A 21,830-nucleotide genomic window follows, 5' to 3' on the forward strand; every position below is an offset into this window, starting at 1 on the left:
TGCGAGCGCGAATTGTAGTCTTTCCGGCATGACCCCCCCCCGCCGAATCACTCAGAAGGATATTGCCCGGGCTGCCCGGCTCACCCCTGCGGCGGTCTCCCTCGCCCTGCGCAACGACCCAAGCATTCCGCCCCGCACTTGCGCCCGCGTGCAAAGGCTGGCGGCCAAGCTTGGTTACGCGCCCGATCCGATGTTGGGCGCATTGTCGCGTTATCGGCTGCGAACCAATCCCGTCGGTTTCCATGGAAATCTGGCCTGGCTGGCCTCGACCACCGCCGACTTCGACTGGCGGCAGATTCCGCATTTTGTGGAATACGTCGAGGGGGCCCGCGAGCAGGCCGTGCGCCACGGTTATAATTTGGCCATCCTCGATCTGACGGAGGCGGAAGGCTCCTGGCGGCGGGTCGGCGATGTCGCTATCGCCCGCGGCGTTCATGGTCTGCTGCTTTGTCCGCAACCGTATCCCGATGCCAGCATTTCCGGTCTGCATTGGGACAAGTTCTCCGTCGTTACTTTTGGATACAGCCTCAAGAATCCCGATCTGCATTCGGTCGCGCCGGCCCATTATCAGGCGACGCTTGATACAATGGAGCGGCTCCACGCCCTGGGTTATCGGAGAATCGGATTTGCCACGATTCGCAGTCACGACCAGCGCACGAATCATAACTTTCTCGCGGGCTATCTCGCGGTCAGGACGCTTCTCGGGCTTCCCGAGATTCCGCCCTATTTGGGTGAACACTGGTGGACCGAGGAAGCGTTGCGTGACTGGATTTCGAATCAGTGGCTGGATGCGGTTCTTACCTGCGATGTGCGGTTCAATCGTTGCATTGAACAGTGGCGTCTGCCTGTGCCGCATCGTCTTGGTGTCGCCTGCCCGATGTTGCCTTCTGCCAGCAGCGGGCTGACCGGGATGCTGGAGGACAACCGGCGCATCGGTGCGGCCGCCGTGAATATGCTCGTCGCGATGATCCAGCGTAATGAGCGTGGCGTGCCCGGACATCCGCAACGTCTTCTCATTCCGGGTTCGTGGCATCAGGGGACGACCCTGCGCAGGATTTCTCCTCCTGTCCGGGTCACTTAATTTATCAAGTAACGCGGCGGTTGTTACTCGCGGATATTCGGGCGCAAGATGACGTCATGCCCGCTATCCCGCTTGTCGAAGACTATTGCCCGCCGCGACCTTCGGTTCACGCCGCGACATCGCGCATCCTCTTTGCCTTGGATCGCAGTGAGTGGGAACGGTTTTTTCCAAAAGGAGCCGCGGGCCTCGCGGCCAGTGGCCGGGCGGACTATTGCGATGTCGGGACACTGGCGGAGGCCGCTGTCTGGCGGGAGCAAATCTTGCGTATCCGTCCAAGCATTATCGTCAGCGCATGGCGCACGCCCGCCATCACGGACGAACTGACGCGCGCCGCAGGGGGACCCGTTGACTACGTTTGTCACGTCGCCGGTTCGGTGCGCCAACTCGTGACACGCGCCCAGATCGAAGCCGGTTTGATCGTCAGCAACTGGGGTTCGCTCGTCGCTCCGATCGTGGCGGAACACACCTTGCTTCTCGTGCTCGCCGGACTGCGCAATTTGCCTGCGTGGCGTGGCGTTCTTGGCTGGCCCGATCATCTGCGCCGCGAACGACTCACGACGCGTTGCCTGCGTGGCAAGCGCGTTGCCATCCATGGTTTCGGCGCGATTGCACGCGAACTCATCGCGCTATTGAACCCGTTTGGCGTGTCGATCCACGCCTACTCGTCCGGCGTGCCCCTTTCCTTCATGCAAGAATACGGCGTGCACGCGGCGTCCTCGCTCGAAGGGCTTTGCGCTGGGGCCGACGTGTTTGTCACCTGCGAAGCTCTCACGCCTGCCACGCACGGCGTGATCGACGCAAAGGTTCTTGCCCGGCTGCCGGAGGGCGCGGTTTTCGTCAACGTGGGCCGCGGTCGGCTGGTGGACGAACATGCGCTCCTGCGCATTGCTCGCGAAAAACACCTGCGCGTCGCCAGCGACGTATTTGTTAACGAACCCATTGCGCCGGACTCCCCTTTTGTCGGCCTGCCCGATGCGCTGATTTCGCCTCACATCGGCGGTCCGACCGACGACTTGTATCCAATGTGTGGTGACTACGCTCTCGCCAACGTGAACCGCCATCTGGCGGGACAAGCGATTGAGTCGCTGGTGACTCTCACCGCCTACGATCGCTCAACCTAACCCCCCCCCCCCCCGCTGCCAACAACAATACACCAAACGTTGTCATTATTTTTCAACTACACGCTCAAACATCAGCCACCGATCCATAATCAACTCACCATCAACCACCACCCGACATGAAAGCACAAAAACTCCTCCCGCCTGCCCTCCTGCCTCTGCTCCTCATCGCCTCGGCGATTTGCCTCTCCGCAACCACTTATCAGTGGAATAATGATGCCACCTCCTCCAACTGGAGCACTGTCACCAATTGGTCACCAAACGGCACGCCCGGCGAAGGCGACACCATCAGTACGCCGATCAAAGCTGGTGCTGCCTTAGTCAATGTAGATGTGTCCGTTCATGGCATGGACATTGGCTCTGGATGGACACTTCGTGGCACTGGTGGGACGGAGAAAACACTGACAATTGGTGAAGGCGGGTTGATCAAATCTGGTTCGGGCACGCTGCTCATCCGGAATGATGGTTCCGCTTCAAGCATCACCTTCAACGTCATCACCAGTTCCATCACCGTGAGCGATGGCTCCCTCTCTTTCGGTTCTGGCACCAACCCGCTTTCCTCCCTGAACGTCTCAGGCACAACGACCGTCGGTGCCTCCGGAACGCTCCCCCTATACGTTCTCGATGCTAATCTGGCGGGCGGATTGGAGAATGACGGTGTTGTCGGACTTAACGCGGGCCCCGACGCCAGCACAACCGTGCTCACCGTCGGCGGCATCACGGGCAGCGGTGAGATTCGTGTAGGCTCTGCCGCCAGCACAAGAAAGTCCACGCTCATCGTCTCCCTCGCTGCGGGGGAAAAAACATTCGCCGGAAAAATCATAAATGGCGGCACCGGCACCACGCTCACTCTGGAGAAAAATGGCGCAGGCACCCAAATCCTCTCCGGCAATACTAACACCTACAGCGGCGGCACAACCATCGACAAAGGCTCGCTTCTCGTTGCCAACACCAGCGGCAGCGGAGTCGGCACCGGCGCGGTTGCGGTGAAAAACGACGCCACCTTTGGCGGCACCGGAATCGTCGCCCTTGCAGCAGGCAACGCGATCACAGTCGAGTCCGGCGGCACCTTGCTCGGCGGCGATGGCGCCTCGCTCACAGGCGTTCTCACCATTGCCAACGACGTCACACTCCAGACCGGTTCCACAATCCGCCTGACCTTTGGAGCCGGAGGCACCCACTCGTCCATCGCCCGCACCGGCGGCACTTGGAACTTTGCCAACGACCAGTCCATCTTCTTCGACAACATCAACGACGGCGCGCAAACCGGAGTCGTTTATACCGGCATCATCACCGGCCTTGCCGCCGATCCCGGTGTATCCGGTTGGACGATTGCCAACGCTGGCTGGACAGGCATTTTCTCTTACGCCAACGGTTCGGTCAGCGTCGTGTTGAGCACCGCCATTCCCGAGCCAGCTTCCATTGCAACCCTTCTCGCCGCCGCCGCCGTGCTTGCCACATGCTGCATCTGCCGCCGCCGCCGCCACTCCATCCGTTAAACAAGCAACTCATCATCCCCTCCCCCCCCCCCCCCGCGTCATGTTGCACCCCACTTCACGCTCCATTCGAGGATTCACACTGATCGAATTACTCACGGTCGTCGCCATCATCGGCATCCTCAGCGCCATCCTGCTGGTGACGCTCGGCAAGGCGCGCTCCATGGCGGATCGCGCCTCCACGACCGCCAGCCTTCGCTCCACCGGACTCGCCATCGCAGCCTACTCGATGGACGACCGCCAAGGCCGTCTTCCCGGCAATCTCAACATCGGCCAGCATCCATATTACTCCACAAACACCACGACAAAATACCTCAGTAAACACCTCTATCGCTATTTCAGTGATCCCGAACCGACTGCCACACCCCGCCTCTCCTCCGGCCTCGGCAACCGAGCCTACGAACGTCAACGCACGGCACTGAACATGGGCTTCGACACGGTTGCTTACATGGTTCCCACACAAATCGGCGTCGGCACGAACAAGTATGATTATCCCTTCGGTGATCCCAACAAAACTGAGATCAACTCCATGCCGATGTCACAACTTACCCACTACAACCCAAGTCAAAACTGGGCATTGACGGAGGCCGACAAAAAGAACCGCACAGGCAATACCTACCTCCCCGAACCTTCACTCGGAAACATTCGCATGACACTCTACTTCGACTGGCACGTCGCCCCCGTGAAAGTGCAATAACCCATCAATTTTCTCGCGCTCCCCTCCCCCCCCCCCCCCTCTCCCGCACGAACGTATCCATTTTCTTATTACGACATGTCAACTCTCCGCTTGTATTCACTATTCATGACAGCAGGCATTTTTCTGACTACGCTTTCTGCGATAGCAGCCCCTTCCGCCAAAGAAAACCTCGCTGCCCTGCACCTTGGCGAATTCGCGCTCTCGCCGGACAAAATCGGCGTCCACCCACGCCTCTTCACCGACGCCGCCAAAATCGAAGCCGCCAAAAAACAGCACCGCGACGATCCGACGTTTTTTGCCCCTTACCTGCCCACCCCCCCCTTCGGCAAAGTGCTTTTGGATACGGCCACCCTGCCGCGCCAACAGCAGATTATTTTCGACCTCTGCCACGTCGCCGCCGCCTGGCGCGTCACTGGTGACGAAGCCCTGCGCAAACACCTGCTGCAAGACTGGGCACCCGCGCTCGAAAACTACCAAACCATCGTCACCAAGAACCTCGGAGGCGGTCAGGGACTCACCGCCGGGCACGTCCTCCTCGGACTCGCCTTTGCCTACGACACCCTGCACGGCGCCTTCGATCCCGACTTCGAAGCCCTCCTGCGCAAAACCCTCATTGCCCAAGCCGCGCAACTTCACGCGGACCTCATCTGGCGCACGAGTTTTTCCTACGAACAAAACCACCTCATCATCCCCGTATGCGGCCTCGCCACCGCCGCGCTCGCCGTCGCGGACGAACACCCGGCGGCGCGCGACTGGGGCGTGTTTTCCCAAAACCTCGCCAAGCGCTGCCTCGCCGCCATTGCGCACGACGGCTGGTTTTTTGAAGGCACCTCCTACTGGAGCTACACCATGCAATTCCCCGCCGCCTACGCGCTCGCCCTCAAAGAGTCCACCGGACGCGACCTCTTTACCGAGCCCCCCTTTCGCGACGCCGCCCTGTTTCTCGCCCACATGTTTCTGCCCAATCCGCGCTTCGTTTTTGATTTCGGCGACTGGGGCCCCCGCACCAACGGCGACGGCGTCACTGCCCAAAAAGGCTACGAACTCCCCTGGCACACCCTCAAAAGCGGCGTGAAACACTTCCCCGTCATGGCGATCTTGCAGAGCACGCAAGACCCCTTTCTCGCCGCCTTCATTGCCCGCCAGAAAAAAGCGCGCGCCGACATCAACATCCCCATCGACTCCGCCTTCAGCATTCTCTGGCAGGAAAAACCCTTTCCCGCCGACGCCGAGCAAGGCTACACCACGCGCCCGCCGTATCATTATTTCAATGACATGGACATCCTTCACTGGCGCTCCGACTGGTCCGATCCCGACGCCACCGCCCTCGCATTCAAATCCGGTCCCCCCGCCGGACACCGCGTCGGGGAACTCCTCCCCAATCACCCCGAATGGAAACCCTCGCTCGGCCACGCGCACCCCGACGCCGGCTCCTTCCTCCTCTTTGCCAAAGGCGTTTTTCTTGCCAACGACACCGGCTACACCGGCAAAAAAGAAACCGCCGATCACAACTCCATTCTCATCGACGGCGTTGGTCAGGCACGTGGCGGCACGCCCTGGGGAACCTTCCCGATAAAAAACTACCCCAAATACAACAAAATCCAACTTCGTGATACATGGCTCACCCCGCGCGTAGCCGCCGCCACCGCGGTTTTTGCCGATGCCTACGACGTGCCGGATTTTGCGATGGAGCGCGTCAACCGCCACCTCATGCTCATTCAAGGACGCTTCCTCGTCATCCTCGACGACCTTCGCTCCGCCAAACCGCACACCTACCAATTCCGCCTCCACGGAGACCGCGAGCCAGTCGCCCTCGACGAACGCCGCGTGCTCTTCCAAAACGGTCCCGCGCAACTCGTGCTCCACTCGCTGGGGACCGTCGCCAAACGCACCATTGCCCCCACCATCGTCGAAACGGAACTCTACCCGCAAAAACCATCACGTCCACAACGTCGCGGCTTTCACATTGCCCTCGATTCGCCCAAGACGGAAAACCATCTCTTTGTCACCGCCGCCTGCATACAGAGCGGTAGTGAATCTCCCGATACCTTCACTGCCGTGCAGGAATCCCCCGGACGCCTGCGCCTTTCAGACGGAAAACAAACCTGTGTGGTCTGGCTCGGCGAATCCGCCGGACTCGAAGGGAGCTTCGCATATGCGCTGTTGGATTCCCATGGCGTCCCCGTCACTGTCGGACTGAACGGAAAAAATCTGTCTGACGATCGCCTGTCCATTCGGATGGAAACTTCAGGTGCGGCCGAATTTACTCTGGACCAATCCGGCGTATGGAAGCCGGTTACGGACGGGCAATCCGCTGGAGTCATCCAGACAAGATGAGTCGGATTGCGTCATTAGAGCATTTACAATTGAGATGTAGCCGTCGCCCTAACGGTAGGGAGGCCTTTGTGCCCTCTGTCGAGGGCAGCCCTTCGGGCCATCGTCTTCGGCGATGCCATCTCCGCGCTGCTGCGCTCCGTCCGAGGCCTCCGAAACCACGCTCCATCTACCTATGAATTTCGCATCTTCACACTACGCACGGCGGAGGCCTCGGAGAGGCCTCCCTACCAGGTATCAAATGGCTACAGCTTAAATGAAATTGCTCTAAAACATCCTGCAGGCGCGAATCGTGCGGGATCTCCAGGCGCATTCTTAGGCGACGGGCGATGAGGGATTTGGAGAACATCCGTTGCCTACGGTTGCAGGACGGCGCCGAGTCCGCGGAGGAGACGGGTGTTTTGCTCTGTAGTGCCTACGGTGATACGTATCCAGTCGGGCAGGCCGTAGCCGGCGACGGGACGAACGATCACGCCCCGGCTCTGGAGTTCGGCAAAGACACGGGCGCCGTGACCGGTCTTCGCAAGGATGAAATTGGCGTGGCTGGGCACGGTTTCGATGCCGAGTTCGCGCAGTCCGGCGGCGATTTGCGCGAGGCCGGCGCGGTTGCTGGCGAGGCTGCGGGTCACGAAATCGTGGTCGTCGAGCGCGGCTTCGGCGGCGGCGAGCCCGATGGCGTTGACGTTGAAGGGCTGGCGCACGCGGTTGAGCAGCGAGGCGAGTTCGGCGCTGCAATAACCGTAGCCCACACGCAGCGAGGCGAGGCCGTAGATTTTGGAAAAGGTGCGCAGTCCAATGACGTGACGGCCTTCGGCAATGAGGGGGCGGAGGTCGGCCACGTAATCGCCTTCGAGAAATTCGGCGTAGGCTTCGTCGAGCACGAGGACGACGTGGGGGGGGAGGGCGCGGGCAAAGGCGAGCAGGTCAGCGGCGGGGGTGGCGGTGCCGGTGGGGTTGTTGGGGCTGGCCACAAAGACGAGCTTCGTGCGCGGGGTGATCGCGGCGGCGAGCGCGGGGAGGTCGTGGGTGTGGTTGACGAGGGGAACTTCCACGGGGCGCGCGCCAAAGAGGAGGGCAACGAGTTTGTAAACGATGAAGGCGGGGTTGCCCATGACGACTTCATCGCCGGGGCGGAGAAAGAGGTGCCCAAGAAGTTCGAGGAGTTCGTTGGAGCCGTTGCCGACGACAAACTGGGCGGGCGGCAGTCCGTGGCGGGCGGAGAGTTTGTTGCGGAGGGAGATGCAGCCGCCGTCGGGGTAGAGTTCGGCGTGCCGGAGGGCGGCGGTGGCGGCGGCGACGGCGCGGGGCGAGGGGCCGAGGGCGTTTTCGTTGGAGGCGAGTTTGATGATGGTCGCCGGGTCGAGGCCGAGTTCGCGGGCGACGTCTTCTATGGGTTTTCCGGGTTCGTAGGTGGGTTGGGTGAGGACGGTCGGATTGACGAGGTCGGTGAGTTTCATGTGCGGGGAGAATGGAAGAGGGGGAGGCGGGGGGATGGGAAGAAGGAAAGCGAGGGGGGGGGTTGGCTTGACGCGATGTGTGAGGCGTTAATCGTGCGGGGCATGGTTTTGTTTTTTCGATGTGTTGCCTCGCTGGTGCTGGTGTGCGGGTTGCTGCTGCCGTTGGACGGACGGGGGCAGGGGGCGGGGTTTGATACGGGGATGGGAATCGAGCGTTTGGCGGAGGTGATGCCGGAGGTCGGGCAGCCGGTGTGGTTGCGGCTGCGCGGGATGCATTCGTCGCCGGTGGCTGTGGAACTGGCACCGGCGCGGGAGGCGCGGCGGGCGGCGCTGGCGGAGTTGCAGGCGAAGGGCTACCGGCTGGTGGCGTTTGTGCGCTGGGGAAACAAGTCGTGGGCGGAGGGGGTGCGGGAAGAGGGCAGGGGGCCGCGGACGCCGGTGGATTTGCGGGAGGTTTTTGCGCGGTGCCAGAGGCTGGCGGCGGCTTACGGGGATCGGATTGATTTTTGGGAGATCGAGAACGAGCCCGATATCGGGTTTCTCGCGGAGAATGCGGAGACTTATGCGGCGTTTTTCAAGGCGGCTGCGCTGGGCGTGCGCAGCGGGTTGCGAGAGATCGGGGTGAGCGAGGGACGGGTGGTCATGGCTCCGATGGCGCTGCCGCCGGGTCCGTATTTCCAGCGGTTGCTCGACTGCGATGTGCTGAGCTACACGGATGCGTTTAACTACCATTACTACGGTTACGCGGAGGATTTTGCAGGGGTTTACCGGCAGTTTGAGGCGGCGGTTTCCCGGAAAGTTGAAAAGCTGAAATCTGAAAATCTGAAATTAGTTGGCGCGTGGGACTGGCAGGGACGTCCGGCGGGGCCGTGGGGGAAAGGGCTGAAGGCTGAAGGGCTGAAGGCTGAAAGAGCAGATCATTCCAAGCAACTGCCGGTGTTGTTGACCGAATATGGTTACGGGTTGCTCGATCAGGTGCAGCGGAATTCGGTCGAGGGGCGGGTGCGCCAGTGGGCTTGGTTTCGTGAGGTGGAGCGGCAGGTGCGGGTGCTTAAAATCGAGGGGCCGATGGCGTTTTACCTCATGCCTTATTATGAGCGGGGAATAAATGAGTTTGGGCTTTGGATGCGGGGGGGGGATGGCGTGGCGTTTGTTCCGAGGGATTTCGGGGCGACCAAGGCGGAGCCGTGGATGCGTCGGATCGGGGCGCGCACGGAGGCGATGGTGGCATCACCGGCGCTGGCCTGGCTTTGGGAGCGGGCGTTGGATCGGGGGCGGGGTCGGGATTGGCAACAAAAGCGCGGGTCGTCGCGGTCGTGGGTGGTGACGGCGTCGGCGTCAGAAGCGGCTTCGCCGATGGTGATCGACTTCGTGCCGTCGGCGGGCGGTGGTTTGACTCAGGTCAAGGACTTTGGCGGCTATCTGGTGCAGGAGTCGGCGGCGCATGGCGCGGAAGGGGAGGGGGGGGGAGGAGGGGCGTTTCGCGGCGAGGGCAGGCTGGTGGTTTACAATTTTAGCGATCGACCGGTGTGGGGTGAGTTGCGGTTGCCGGAGGAGTTGCGCGTAGTGGGCGGGGGGGGGGGGGCGCGAAGTGGGGCGGGACGGGTGGTGTCGGTATTGCTGGCGTCGGGCGAACGGCGCGAGATCGCGGTCGAGGTCATGATAACGCGGCGTGATTTTGCGGGGCGCGAGGTCGAGGTGGTGTTTTGGGAAAAGCTAAAAACTGAAAAGCTAAAAGCTGAAATTCAGGCGGCGAATCCGGGTTCGGATGCGGGCGTGGCGCGGTGGCGGACGACGTTGTATCCGAATCCTTCAAAAATGGCGTGGGTGACGCGGATGGATTTTGCGTTTGGCAAGGCGGAGGCGGACGAGGCACGGGCGCGGTTGCTGGTGCGTCCGCTGGCCGTGGGGGAGCCGGTCATGAGGCCGCAGCCAGACGCGGGCGCGGGCGGGGGGCGTTGGCTGACGACGGACGGCGTGCGGGTCGAGGAGGTCACGGATGATGCGGATGGGTCGATCGTGTGGCGTTTCCATGTGGAAAAATTTCCGCCCAATCCGGTGCGCCCGGCGATGGTCGAGTTGCCGCTGCCGCGCGAGGTGCCTTTTGGTGACGATGATCTGGTGGCGTTCAATTACCGGCGGGTGGTTCCGGGGTCCGAGGCGGGGGTGCCTGCGGCGGCGCGTTTGCGTCCCGACGATTCCGATTCGCGAATGAGGCCCGTGTCGGGAGAATTTGGTGACATGATGGAGATGTATTTCCGGACGGAGAACGGGAATCTGTTTTCGTCCGCGTTTCGGCTGACGGTGAGGCCGGAATGGAAAAGCTGCGTGCTGCCGAAGCGGGCGTTGACCCCGGCGTTTTGGGGACGCTCGGAACTGCCTTGGCGCTTTGCGGACAACCGGCCGGTGTCGTTGGTGTTTTTCCTGCGTCCCACGAGTCTGCCCGCGGTGTTCGAAGTGCGTCACGCGGAGTTGGGCCGGTGGATGCTGGCGGCTGGGGCGCGGTAGCACTTGGGGGGGGGATGGATTGGATACAAAATCAGGCGTTTGCCGGACTGGGCGGTTCGAGGCGATGCTGGTAACATCTTGCTGTTTTGTTTTTTGAATTTCCGCCTGACCTGGTGCTGGTCACTGGGCCTCGTCGGATAACAGCATGGGAAATGCGATGAGTCAGGTTGGGGCGGTTTTACATGTTTTCCCCGCAACAAACCGGCTTTTCGCCAGCGTAAGCAAACGCCCTTGCAACCGCCCGTTTCGCAGGAAACTGCGAGGCGGGCGGTTTTGTTTTTGGTATAGCTTGGCTGCGCTCACACGAAGACACGCAGGCACGAAGAAAAAACGGCAGGCTGACGGCTTCGTGCTTTCATGTGAGCTCATGAGAAAACCAAACGCACCGTCTTTGGGGATAATGTCCACGCCTGCCCGCAATTTGGCGGCGGGCTCAGGCCAAACGACGCCAAAAGGCAAAAACGAGACCGGCAATCGCGACGAGAACGACACAGGTGGACGGCTCGGGAATGCTGGGCGTCTCCAGCGTGGCCGTGAGCACAAAGTTATCGATGCTCAGGGCTTGTTCAATACCGCCGATGTCGCGATCCACCCAGCGCAGCCAGAAGGTTTGCCCGTTGGCAATGGCCAGGCCGGTAATGCTGGAAGAAATGATCTTCGAGTAGTCCGGAGTGGTGATTTTGTCGTTTCCGACATAGGCGAAATTATTGGTGCCAACTTGGAGAGCGTTTCCATCAAGGGCATTGTGATCCACCCAAGTGGCGGCAGTATCCGCGAGCGAAGTCGCATCCAGCGAGTATTGGAAATCGAAACCATCCCCGGTTCCCGGATTAGCCTGCCATTGCTGGAGAAGATAGCTGATGTCGAGGGCGGTAATGGTCTTCCCTGTGTTGTTGGTAAAGGATACGCCAATAGCGGTAAAACCGGTGTTGGACGCTGTGGTATCGGAGCCGCCTTTGTTGGTGTAGCGGATGGTTCCCAACGCGCCATCCGATCCGCCGGAACGGAACAGGTAAAGCGCATAGGTGCTGTTGCGATAGCCGTCCTGACCTTCTCCGGTAGTTGACCTGGCCAGTGTCGGTGCGACTCCGTTGACGAAGGCATGCCAGTTGGCAATGGTCGTACCGTTTGCCCAATTATTGTTTGCAGCCGTGGCAATGGAGACACCCGGATTTTCCGCCTCTGAAAAATTCTGCGTGTAGCCGCCCGTTCCCGTCAGGGAGACTTGAGCGCGCATGATGCTGAACCCTGCGGCGAGTGTGGATAAAAGTGCGACGAGAACACGAGTGGAGCGTGCGGATTTATTGGCGATTAAGTTCATGGATGGTATTTGTTGGAGTTGACGGACAAGTAGCCCAAACCGGTCGCGATCCTCCGTCTTGCTGACACAGGCGCAATCGCTGCGACATTTATACAAATGAATGCGTCAGGCCACGCGTGGAAACAGGCACGGCTCCGGGCTCTTCAACTGTATAAACGCAAAAGCTGTCGCGGCACGGGATCGGCACGCCTTTCCTTGATCCATGCGTATCCTGTTATCCGCGACACTTGTCACCGTTCTCGCTTGCCTGCCCGTTTCCAATGTCTCTGGCGAATCCAGCCATGCGGAGCCCTTCGTCCCGGAAGTGAGATTGTCCGATGGCACTCCCGCCGGAGAGGCAACCATCGTGGCGGCGGGACTGGATGCTTTTGGCGCGACGCGGGATTCGCCTCACGCGAAACGTGAGCGCGTGAGTGTGTCGGGACAGCCTTTTGGGAATGCGTGGCGGGTCGCCGTTCTGGAAAAACCGGAGCGTCCGCCGCACGTGCAGTTGCGCGCCGTGCTGCCGAAGGCAGTAAAAAAAACGGATGCCCTTTACGTGACATTCTGGTTGCGGGCGGTCGGGCCTGGCGAGGCGGCGGTCGAGTTGTTGTTCGAACAATCCGGACCGCCGTATTTGAAAAGCGCAGTGCTGCCGGTAAAGGCGGGCAAGGACTGGAAGCGCGTAGAACTGGCCTTCAACCCCAAGGCCGATTACGCGGCGGGAGACTCTCAGGTGGCGTTGCGGCTTGGCTACGGGAAGCAAGTGGTGGAGGTAGGCGGTTTTACCGTGCTCAATTTTGGAGATCGGGTGTCGTTTCGCCGGCTCCCGGCTCCACAACTCGGTCGCGAGGCGGAAGAGGCCGCAGCCAGGGCGAAGCCAAGTGTGTTGCCGCCGCAGGATCTTGGCCGGATCGCTGAAATCGCCGGATGGATGAGGGAGGTGGAAGCGAAAAGCGGCAGCCCGGTGTTTTACACGCCTCCGTTTTCGAATCGTGTTTTTTGGGATGAGATCGCGCGTCAGCGTCCGGCGCGGGAACTGTTTGAGGCGGCGGAGCGCGAGTCCGCTTTGCCGGTTCCGGAATTGACGGAGGCACTCTTCGACGAATTCAGGAAATCAGGGCAACGCGACTCTTACGAAAAACCGTTCGCGGCTCGGACGGAGCGCCTCGGGTATTTTTTGTTTGCCGAAGGCTGGGCCAATGACGGCCGGTATCTCCCGGCGCTGGAACGTGAACTGGCCGCAATTTTAGAGGAGCCGACGTGGTGCGCACCAGCCCACGCCATCAATCGCAAGGACTGGAATGATGCGCGGGATTTTGTCGATCTGGCCGCGGCGGCGCGGGCGTGGAACCTGGCGACGGTGGACTTTCTGCTTGGCCCGCGTCTGGCTCCCGCCACGCGGGCGCGGATTCGCCATGAAGTGAGGGAGAGAGTGTTTGCCTCTTACCTCGAACGCATCCGCAAGGGGAACCGGCTTGGTTTCTGGTGGATGGGCGCGACCAACAACTGGGTGGCGGTCTGCCATGCCGGGGTGCTGGGGGCGGCGCTTCTTCTTGAGGAGGACGCGGCGGCGCGCGCCGAGTTCGCGGCGGCGTTCGAGGCTTGCACGCCTACCTTCATCGCGGGGTTTGGTGAGGATGGATTCTGCCATGAGGGGATCGGCTACTGGACGTATGGCTATGGACATTACACAATGGCGGCGGAGTTGCTCCGCCTAAACACGGGGGACCACGTCGATTTGCTGGCGGGCGGCAAGCAGCGGTTGATCGGCACGTTAGACGTCCGGTGGCGGGTGGCCCCCGGAGTGTATCCATATTTTGGTGACGTGGGCCGGCAGGCGGGCGCACCATCCTGGTTGCATGATTTCGCGACGTTGCGCTATCGCGACAGGGGAGGAATCACGGGGCCAGTGATGACGGGCATGATGGTGTCGCAGCATGGACTGGGAGCGCATCTTTACGTGACGTCGTTCGACGTCGCGCTGCCTCGTCCAGCGTCTGGAAGCGCGGAGGCGGCGGCGTTGCGGGCGGAGCAGCCTGGCTTGCGCGGATGGTTTCCCGATGGAGGCGCGCTCGTGGTGCGGCGGAGCGCGGCATTGAAGTCTGCGGGGCTTTCAGCTGCGTTCAAGGGCGGCCACAACGGTCAGCCGCACAATCATAACGATTTAGGGTCGTTCATGGTCGTTTGCGATGGCGATGTGGTGGTTAACGAACTCGGCAGCGATGTGTACGTGCGCGATACGTTTGGCCCCAAGCGTTACACGAGCGGGTTGATGAATTCGCTTGGGCATCCAGTGCCGCGTGTGGCGGGTCGTCTCCAGCTCACAGGGAAGGAAGCGCGGGCGGTGACGGTGCGCACGGAGTTTGCCGCCGATGACAATGGGCGCGATGTATGGGTAATCGACCTGACGAGCGCCTATGAGGTGGCGAAACTGGAGCGGTTGACGCGGACGTTTATTTTTGAACGTGCGGAGGGAGGTCGGCTGGAGATCGTGGATCGGGTGAAATTTCGAGATGGAGCGGAGGCACAGGCTTTCGAGAGCGCATTGATCCTGCGTCATTCACAACGAACGGAACATCTGGGTAAGGAGGGGGTGCGAGTATGGGGGGAGCGCGCGGCGGTGGATGTCACATGGAGCGCAGGCGACAGGAAACTGGTTGCCCTCGAGGAACCAGTCCATGGCATCGTGCCAGACCAGCCAGCGATTGGCCGGCGCCTGGGCATCGCATTTTCCGAACCCGTAATTGAAGGGGAAATACGGATGATCTTCGTGCCTGCGATGTAGGGGGCGAAGCCTGATTATCGGGCTACCCGACAGGCGGGGGAGCGGAAACCGGGAGGTGCCGCAGGGTCTCTCCATCGGACCAGATACCTTCGACGAGCAGGCAGGATTGTTGCCGGGGGACGCCGGTCTCGAAGCGGTGAATCATGTCCACGACAAACTCCACGGCCTTGGCTCCGATGCCCCGAGGATTTTCGGAAAGGCCGGAGAGGGGAGCGTTGGTTTCGGCAAGGGAGAGTGACGCAAAACCGGTGTCATGCGGGACGGATACACCGGCTTCCTTCAGCCAGTCGTCAATGCGCAGCCACAGGGAAATAACGACATCGGGATGGTGGCGGCGAAACCAGCGCATGAATTGGTCGCGGGAGAGTTGCGGCTTGATAAGCGGGGGAACTTGCCGGGCGGCGGGGAGGCGGCGTTGTTCGCTCCAAAAGGCTGCTGACCAGTTGTGATCGGAGCGTTCGTCGCTTTCTTCCATGAGCGCGAGCCCAGGACGGCGGTAGCCGAGGGCGAGGAGTTTTCTGAAGAGGGTTTCCATAGCGCGAAACTGGTGCCAAGTGACGAGGTGGAGCCGAGGTTCGACGAGGCTATAGCCAATGGCGATGGCGGAAAAATGTTCGAAGGGAAAGTCGATGCGGGTGTTGGGTTCGGGCTGGGGAGCGACGAGGATGCCGGGGATGTTGCGGGCGCGGAGGATGGCGGCCAGCCGGGTGCTGTTCATATCGGACGCGTGCAGACAGTGATCTTCAAGGCGGTATCCGAGTTCGGTGGCGCGGGTCAGGGCACCTTCGTGGTAGGCGGTAAAAACGGGAGAACGTTTCCATGTGCGGCCATCGGCGTCGTTGGAGAGCCATGCGAGGGTGGCGCGGTGTTCGGGAGGGCGGATGCGTTTACGATAGGAGGATAGGCCGGAGAGATAGGGGTCGGGGGTGTAGCCGAGTTTCCCTGCCGCTTCATGGACAAGCGCAATTGTTTCCGGTTTGATGGCGGGATGGTGGCGCAGCGCGAGCGAGACGGTAGCTTGGGTGACGCCTGCCGCGCGGGCGATGTCCTTTTGGGTCGGGCGATTGCTGCTGGAGGCATCCACACTACAGAGGATGGTGCTTCAACAATGTCAGGCAAGCACCCCGATGAAACCAGACTGAAACTTATTCGAGAATTTTCCAGAGGAGGGGAACCACTCCGTCTTTTTTCTCGAATGCGGCCAAAGGCAACCGAGCCGTATGACCATCAAAGAAAACGAGGTTCGCTTTGTCACCGTGCCGGTAGGCAATGGTCTGGCCTTCGTATTTTTCCTCGCCGCTCCAGAGTGAGCCCTTCACGAGAACCTGCCAGTCGAGCGCATCCACAAAAGCCATCGTTTGAGAAGGACGAGCCACCGTGCTCATGGTACCTCCGCGCACATAACCGGGCACGCCATCCCCCTGACCGCGAAAATTCTCAACGTTGGCACCGTAGGTGTAGTCGTTGGGGTTGCCTCTGGAGAGAGCGGTGGGGCAGTGAAGAGCTTTGGAAAGCAAATCCTTGGTTCCGTTTCCTGAGCGAGTTTTCGGAAAATAAGCCAGAAAATCCGAATTTTCGTACCAGAGGACGCGTGTTGTCCCCGTGCTGGAATCATTCATTAGAACGGGAACATAACTTCCCCGGTGATCGTTGGCGTAGCTGATGCTGGCCAACTGAATCTGGCGAAGGTTGCTGGCACATTGGACGGCGCGGGCAGATTCGCGGACTTTGCCGACAGTCGGAATCAGAATCGCCGTCAAGATGCCGATGATGGCGATAACCGTGAGCAATTCGATCAACGTGAAGGCAGTCCGAAAATCTTTACGAAACAAACGGGGTTTCATCAACGGACGCTTTCAGGCCAAAACCCCCGGCAGGCAAGTCCTCCTGCATTCATACAAATAAACGTTATCGTCGCGCTCCGCGGCGTGCGTCCGGCGACGGGGATGGGGACGGGGACGTTCCATTCGGGGTTCTTCATGGAAAAAAAGGCCCGCATCTTGGTGGATGCGGGGCTTTGATTTTTTCGGATGGGCGGCGCGGTGCGCCGTCTGGCGGGTCGGGAGACCCGCCCTCCGATGATATTACGCCTTGGCGGGGGTGAGGCGTTCGAGGAGGAGGTCGAGGACTTTTTCGGAGGACTGGGTGATTACTGTGCCGGGGCCAAAGATGGCGGCGGCTCCGTTCTTGAAGAGATAATCGTAGTCCTGCGCTGGGATCACTCCGCCGCAAACCAAGAGGATGTCTTCGCGGCCTAGTTTTTTGAGTTCGTCGCGGAGTTGCGGGAGGAGGGTTTTGTGTCCGGCGGCCAGCGAGCTCATGGCTACGGCGTGAACGTCGTTCTCCACGGCTTGCTTGGCGGCTTCGGCGGGCGTCTGGAAGAGCGCGCCGATGTCGATGTCGAAGCCGAGGTCGGCCATCGCAGTCGCAACAACCTTGGCGCCGCGGTCGTGGCCGTCTTGTCCGAGTTTGGCAATGAGGAGGCGGGGGCGACGGCCTTCGAGTTTTTCGAACTTGGCGATTTTTTGTTTGATGGAGTCCACGGTTTTGCTGTTGCCGAATTCTTTGCCGTATACGCCCGAAATGGAGCGGATTTGGGCTTGGTAGCGTCCAAAGTGGGTTTCAAGGGCGCTGGAGATTTCTCCGAGGGAGGCGCGGGCTTTGGCGGCAGCAACGGCGAGTTCGAGGAGGTTGCCTTTGCCGGTCTTGGCGCATTCGGAGAGGGCGGCGAGGGCGGCAGTGCAGGCGGCGTTGTCGCGTTCGGCTCGGAGTTGTTTGAGGCGTTTGATCTGGGATTCGCGGACGGCGGTGTTGTCCACTTCGAGGATGTCGAGGGCGTCTTCGTGCGCGAGGCGGTGTTTGTTGAGGCCAACAATGGTTTCTTTGCCGGAGTCGATTTTGGCCTGGCGGCGGGCGCTGGCTTCTTCGATGCGGAGTTTGGGTATGCCGGCTTCAATGGCTTTGGTCATGCCGCCCATTTTTTCGACTTCGTCGAGGTGAACGCGGGCTTTTTGGAGGAGTTCTTCGGTGAGGCGTTCAACGTAGTAGCTGCCTGCCCAGGGGTCGACGACGTTGCAGACGCCGGTTTCTTGCTGGAGGTGGAGTTGGGTGTTGCGCGCGATGCGGGCGGAGAAGTCCGTGGGCAGGGCGATGGCTTCGTCGAGGGCGTTGGTGTGGAGGGACTGGGTGTGGCCGCAAACGGAGGCGAGGGCTTCGAGGCAGGTGCGGGCGACGTTGTTGAAGGGGTCTTGTTCGGTGAGCGACCAGCCGGAGGTTTGCGAGTGGGTGCGGAGGGCGCGGGATTTGGGGTTTTTCGGGTTGAAGCGTCCCACGATTTCGGACCAGAGGGTGCGGGCGGCACGCATTTTGGCGACTTCCATGAAGTAGTTTTTGCCGATGGCCCAGAAGAAGGAGAGGCGGGGGGCAAAGGCGTCGATGTCAATGCCTGCGGCTACGCCGGTTTTGAGGTATTCGAGTCCGTCGGCGAGGGTGTAGGCGAGTTCGAGGTCGGCGGTGGCTCCGGCTTCTTGCATGTGGTAGCCAGAGATGGAGATCGAGTTGAACTTGGGCATGTTCTTCGAGGTGTATTCGAAGATGTCCGCAATGATCTTCATCGAGGGCGTGGGGGGGTAAATGTAGGTGTTGCGCACCATGAACTCTTTCAAGATGTCGTTCTGAATGGTGCCTGCGAGTTCGGGGAGGGTGGCGCCTTGTTCGAGGGCGGCGACGATGTAGAAGGAAAGAACGGGTAATACTGCGCCGTTCATGGTCATGGAGACGGAGACTTTGTTGAGGGGGATGCCGTCAAAGAGGGTCTTCATGTCCATGATGGAGTCGATGGCGACTCCGGCTTTGCCGACGTCGCCGACGACGCGGGGGTGGTCGGAGTCGTAGCCGCGGTGGGTGGCTAGGTCGAAGGCTACGGAGAGTCCGGCCTGGCCTGCGGCGAGGTTGCGTTTGTAGAAGGCGTTGGATTCTTCAGCCGTGGAGAAGCCGGCGTATTGGCGGATGGTCCAGGGTTTGGCGACATACATGGTGGCGTAGGGGCCGCGGGTGAACGGGGCTATGCCGGGCATGGTGTCGAGGACGGGGGGGGGGGGGAGGTCAGCAGCGGTGTAGGCGGGTTTGACCGGGATTTGTTCGTAGGTCTGCCAGGTGTCGGCGTCGGTCGCAGCGGCGGGGGGGGGGGGGGGGGCGTCTTTGGCGCAGGTGCAGGCGCAGGCGGCGGGTTTGTCGTCGTAGGCGATTTTGGTGAAGTCGGGTGTGGAAGTGATGCTCATGTGCGGATCAGTTGTTTGGGCCGGTAGGGAGGCCTCTCCGAGGTCTCCGTTGGGCGTGGTTGGTTGATGCGATTTATATTGGGTGTTCGGCGCGTGGTGCGGAGGCCTCGGAGAGGCCTCCCTACCGTGTTGCGCATTCTTAATTTGTTAGAGGGCGCCGGTTTTTTTGAGGAGGGCGCTGAGGAGGCCGTAAACGTTGGAGCGGATGTGGAGGAATTCGTCCACTCCGGCTTCTTTGAATTGGGCCACGAGGGTTTCGTCGGCAGGGAGGCCGGCGAGCATCACGGTGGTGTTGGGCGCAGCGGCTTTGACGGCCTTGGCAAAGGGCGGGACGAGGGCCGGATAGGTGTCGTCTGTGGAGCAGATGACGGTGATGGGTGCGCCGGATTTGACGGCGGCAGCGGCGGCGGCTTCAGGGGTGTCGAAGCTTTCTTTCATGAGGCATTCGAAACCGGCGGTGGCTACGAAGCCGGCAGAGAAGTCGGCGCGCATTTTGTGCTGAATGACGGGGCCCATCTTGGCGAAGAAGATTTGCGGGGCTTTGCCGGTCTTTTGTTTGTGAGCGGCAGAGGCGGCGCGGAGGGCTTCGAATTGCGAGGCGGCGCGGGCAAAGGTGATCGGTTTGATCGCGTCAACTTTCGCAGCGTTGCAGGCGGTGGCTTTGGCGTCGGCGGTCTTGGTGCAGCAGGCGGCGGGCGCGAGCGGCGTTTCCTTGAGGTTGGGGAAGAGGTTGGTGCCGATGATGCCGGAGCGGCGTTTGGCAATGGCGTCGAGTTTGTCGGCGGCGGCTTTGGCAACGAGGTCTTGCGGGTAGCCAGCGCGGAGGGCGGCGGCGTGTCCGCCTTTTTGTTCGATGTCTTGGAAGAGGGTCCAGGCTTTGCGGCCGAGTTCGTCGGTGAGTTTTTCAACGTACCAGGAGCCGCCTGCGGGGTCGGCAACTTGGGTGAAGCTGAATTCTTCGGCGAGGAGGGTGTGGACGTTGCGGGCAATGCGACGCGAGAAGGTGTCGGTCTTGCCGGAGAGTTCGTCGAAGGGTGCGATGTTGAGGCTGTCCACGCCGCCGAGGACGGCGGAGAGGGCTTCGGTGGTGACGCGAAGCATGTTCACGTTGGGGTCGAGGCGGGTTTTGTTCCACCAACTGGTGGTGGCGTGAACGGCGGCTTTGGCGGCGAGTTCGGGCGCGGCTCCAAAGGCGGTGAGGACGCGGGTCCAGAGGGGGCGGAGGGCGCGGAATTTGGCGACTTCGGTGAAGAATTGCGGGCCGATGGCGAGGGTGAAGCGGATGCGGGCAGCAGCGGTCTCAATGGCGACGCCGCGTTTGAGGAGGGCGCGGAGGTAGTCGGTCGCAGAACTGAGCGCGAGGGCGAGTTCTTGCACGGCGGTCGCTCCGGCGTGGCCCCAGGGGGCGGCGTTGACGCTGATGGTCTTGAGCGTGGAGGGGGGGGGGGGAGCGTCCTTGGTCCAGGCGGCGAGGGCGTCGTAGAGTTTTTCGAGGTCGGCGGGAAGGGCTCCGGAGGCGGCCCAGTGGGCGAGGGGGTCGGCGGCGATGGAGCCGGTGAGTTTGGCCGGGTCGATGCCTTGGTCGGCGGCGAGCGCGAGGTAATCGGCGGCGAGGCGGGTGGCGTCGGGGCTGGGGGCAATGTGCACGGGGATGTGCGCGAGGGAGACGCCAGCGAGTGCGGTGGCGAGGTCGGCTTTGGTTGCGATGTCGAGGCCGCAGCAGGGGCAGGCGGCGGAGGTGGTGAGGGAGACGCTGTCCTGGCCGTTGTTGAGGGCGTCGAGGAGGGTGGTGTTAAATTCGGCGGGGGTGGGGGCAAAGAGGTCTTGGGCGAATTCCCAAGGTTGGTCTTTGTAGCCTTTGGCGCGGGTGCCGCGGAGGTAGGGGGCCTGGCCGGGGGCGGTGTTGAGGGCCGGAATGCCGGCGAGGTCGGAGCGCGTGTAGAGCGGCTGGAGGGCGATGCCTTCAGGCGTGCGGGTCACGAGTTTTTTCTCGAAGGGAACGCCTTTGAGTTCGGCTTCGACGACTTTTTTCCAGCGGGCGTAGGCGGCTTGGAGGGCGTCGTCGGGCGAGGGCGATGCGGTTGCGGTGTCTGCGGCGGCAGTGGCGGTGTCTTTCACGGTGGTCACAGTTTTTTAGTTGTGAAGAGCGAGTTGTGGATTGGTCAGGGTGAAGGAAGATCTTCTAATAATAGACTAACTGTTCGCAGTCTTGAGGTGCTCCGCAGATTTTGCCAAGAAATGACTGCCGTGGGGCAAGCCATGCGAAGCAGGACGGTTTTCGATAAGACATACTGAACATCGCGCTTGGCAAGAGGCCCGCGCACTTATTCTCTGACACCTTATGATTACCAGAATTGACCACCTCGGTATCGCCGTTCGTTCGCTCGACGACGCTGTCAAATACTACGAAGAAGCCCTCGGGCTGAAGTGCGAACACCGCGAGGTGGTGGAATCCCAGAAAGTCTCCACGGCTTTCTTCCACTGCGGCGAGGTTCACATCGAGTTGCTGGAGCCGACGTCCCCGGACAGCCCGATCGCCAAATTTTTGGAGAAAAATCCCAACGGCGGTGTTCACCACGTTGCTTTTGCCACGGACAACATCACCGACCAGCTCGGCAAGGCCTCTGGCGCAGGCGTGAAACTTATTCACGAGGTGCCCTTCGAGGGCGCGGCGGGCAAACTCGTTGCCTTCCTCCATCCTAAATCTACGCACGGCGTGCTGACCGAGCTCTGCATGCCCAAGCCCTGACTTGAAAACTTCCGCCCCGCCG

At 61.2% G+C, this 21,830-nt stretch carries 14 protein-coding genes; 8 read left to right on the forward strand and 6 right to left on the reverse strand.

Features of this window, described 5'->3' with window-relative positions; all coding sequences use genetic code 11:
- Positions 1-28: 28 nt before the first annotated feature.
- From OBACDRAFT_RS15230 to OBACDRAFT_RS15250, 5 genes are all read left to right on the forward strand, one after another.
- Positions 29-1,081, forward strand: a complete 1,053-nt coding sequence (locus tag OBACDRAFT_RS15230; protein ID WP_043587006.1) for a LacI family DNA-binding transcriptional regulator — start codon at positions 29-31, stop codon at positions 1,079-1,081.
- Positions 1,082-1,137: 56 nt separating this feature from the next.
- The gene (locus OBACDRAFT_RS15235; protein WP_043587008.1) at positions 1,138-2,202 is read left to right on the forward strand and encodes a hydroxyacid dehydrogenase; all 1,065 of its coding nucleotides are present in this window, start codon (positions 1,138-1,140) and stop codon (positions 2,200-2,202) included.
- A gap of 116 nt (positions 2,203-2,318) precedes the next feature.
- Positions 2,319-3,698: an autotransporter-associated beta strand repeat-containing protein gene (locus OBACDRAFT_RS15240; protein ID WP_081722090.1), complete on the forward strand. Its 1,380-nt coding sequence runs from the start codon at positions 2,319-2,321 to the stop codon at positions 3,696-3,698.
- The gene (locus tag OBACDRAFT_RS15245) at positions 3,652-4,392 is read left to right on the forward strand and encodes a type II secretion system protein (protein ID WP_232767187.1); all 741 of its coding nucleotides are present in this window, start codon (positions 3,652-3,654) and stop codon (positions 4,390-4,392) included. Before OBACDRAFT_RS15240 ends, OBACDRAFT_RS15245 begins: the two co-directional genes overlap by 47 nt.
- A 75-nt stretch (positions 4,393-4,467) precedes the next feature.
- The gene (locus tag OBACDRAFT_RS15250; protein ID WP_043587009.1) at positions 4,468-6,729 is read left to right on the forward strand and encodes a heparinase II/III domain-containing protein; all 2,262 of its coding nucleotides are present in this window, start codon (positions 4,468-4,470) and stop codon (positions 6,727-6,729) included.
- A gap of 353 nt (positions 6,730-7,082) precedes the next feature.
- Here OBACDRAFT_RS15250 and hisC read toward each other — a convergent pair whose 3' ends face one another.
- The gene (gene hisC, locus OBACDRAFT_RS15255) at positions 7,083-8,183 is read right to left on the reverse strand and encodes a histidinol-phosphate transaminase (RefSeq protein WP_043587012.1); all 1,101 of its coding nucleotides are present in this window, start codon (positions 8,181-8,183) and stop codon (positions 7,083-7,085) included.
- A 102-nt stretch (positions 8,184-8,285) separates the two neighbouring features.
- On the opposite strand from hisC, the gene OBACDRAFT_RS15260 reads away from it, so the two are divergent.
- Complete coding sequence (locus OBACDRAFT_RS15260) at positions 8,286-10,691, forward strand: hypothetical protein (RefSeq protein ID WP_081722097.1); 2,406 nt, start codon at positions 8,286-8,288, stop codon at positions 10,689-10,691.
- A 433-nt stretch (positions 10,692-11,124) separates the two neighbouring features.
- Here OBACDRAFT_RS15260 and OBACDRAFT_RS15265 read toward each other — a convergent pair whose 3' ends face one another.
- Positions 11,125-12,012, reverse strand: a complete 888-nt coding sequence (locus OBACDRAFT_RS15265) for a PEP-CTERM domain protein (RefSeq protein ID WP_043587014.1) — start codon at positions 12,010-12,012, stop codon at positions 11,125-11,127.
- A 346-nt stretch (positions 12,013-12,358) separates the two neighbouring features.
- Here OBACDRAFT_RS15265 and OBACDRAFT_RS15270 point away from each other — a divergent pair, with 346 nt between their 5' ends.
- Positions 12,359-14,779, forward strand: coding sequence for a heparinase II/III family protein (locus OBACDRAFT_RS15270; RefSeq protein ID WP_232767188.1), 2,421 nt, complete (start codon positions 12,359-12,361; stop codon positions 14,777-14,779).
- Between the two features lie 22 nt (positions 14,780-14,801).
- Here the strand turns inward: OBACDRAFT_RS15270 and OBACDRAFT_RS15275 are convergent, their stop codons facing one another.
- The 4 genes from OBACDRAFT_RS15275 to OBACDRAFT_RS15290 form a co-directional block, all read right to left on the reverse strand.
- On the reverse strand, positions 14,802-15,863 hold the full coding sequence (locus tag OBACDRAFT_RS15275) for a LacI family DNA-binding transcriptional regulator (RefSeq protein ID WP_332835127.1): 1,062 nt from the start codon (positions 15,861-15,863) through the stop codon (positions 14,802-14,804).
- Positions 15,864-15,924: 61 nt separating this feature from the next.
- Entirely contained in the window at positions 15,925-16,623 is a 699-nt protein-coding gene (locus OBACDRAFT_RS15280) for a prepilin-type N-terminal cleavage/methylation domain-containing protein (protein WP_088179308.1), read from the reverse strand.
- Between the two features lie 240 nt (positions 16,624-16,863).
- A complete protein-coding gene (gene scpA, locus OBACDRAFT_RS15285) occupies positions 16,864-19,059 on the reverse strand; it encodes a methylmalonyl-CoA mutase (protein ID WP_081722092.1) in 2,196 nt (731 codons plus the stop codon).
- A 147-nt stretch (positions 19,060-19,206) separates the two neighbouring features.
- Complete coding sequence (locus OBACDRAFT_RS15290) at positions 19,207-21,177, reverse strand: methylmalonyl-CoA mutase family protein (RefSeq protein WP_088179309.1); 1,971 nt, start codon at positions 21,175-21,177, stop codon at positions 19,207-19,209.
- 223 nt (positions 21,178-21,400) lie between these two features.
- Between OBACDRAFT_RS15290 and mce the strand changes: the two genes are divergently transcribed.
- Positions 21,401-21,808, forward strand: coding sequence for a methylmalonyl-CoA epimerase (gene mce / locus OBACDRAFT_RS15295; protein ID WP_043587020.1), 408 nt, complete (start codon positions 21,401-21,403; stop codon positions 21,806-21,808).
- The last annotated feature ends 22 nt before the right edge of the window (positions 21,809-21,830 follow it).

Origin of the sequence: Geminisphaera colitermitum TAV2, from assembly GCF_000171235.2 — a bacterium.
Classification (GTDB): Bacteria; Verrucomicrobiota; Verrucomicrobiia; order Opitutales; family Opitutaceae; genus Geminisphaera; species Geminisphaera colitermitum.

Excerpts from the sequence above, each read along its gene's own strand:
- hisC (WP_043587012.1), bottom strand. The coding sequence starts at position 8,183 with ATGAAACTCACCGACCTCGTCAATCCGACCGTCCTCACCCAACCCACC.
- OBACDRAFT_RS15250 (WP_043587009.1), top strand. The coding sequence starts at position 4,468 with ATGTCAACTCTCCGCTTGTATTCACTATTCATGACAGCAGGCATTTTT.
- OBACDRAFT_RS15235 (WP_043587008.1), top strand. The coding sequence starts at position 1,138 with ATGCCCGCTATCCCGCTTGTCGAAGACTATTGCCCGCCGCGACCTTCG.
- OBACDRAFT_RS15230 (WP_043587006.1), top strand. The coding sequence starts at position 29 with ATGACCCCCCCCCGCCGAATCACTCAGAAGGATATTGCCCGGGCTGCC.
- OBACDRAFT_RS15265 (WP_043587014.1), bottom strand. The coding sequence starts at position 12,012 with ATGAACTTAATCGCCAATAAATCCGCACGCTCCACTCGTGTTCTCGTC.
- OBACDRAFT_RS15240 (WP_081722090.1), top strand. The coding sequence starts at position 2,319 with ATGAAAGCACAAAAACTCCTCCCGCCTGCCCTCCTGCCTCTGCTCCTC.
- OBACDRAFT_RS15260 (WP_081722097.1), top strand. The coding sequence starts at position 8,286 with ATGGTTTTGTTTTTTCGATGTGTTGCCTCGCTGGTGCTGGTGTGCGGG.
- mce (WP_043587020.1), top strand. The coding sequence starts at position 21,401 with ATGATTACCAGAATTGACCACCTCGGTATCGCCGTTCGTTCGCTCGAC.
- scpA (WP_081722092.1), bottom strand. The coding sequence starts at position 19,059 with ATGAGCATCACTTCCACACCCGACTTCACCAAAATCGCCTACGACGAC.
- OBACDRAFT_RS15280 (WP_088179308.1), bottom strand. The coding sequence starts at position 16,623 with ATGAAACCCCGTTTGTTTCGTAAAGATTTTCGGACTGCCTTCACGTTG.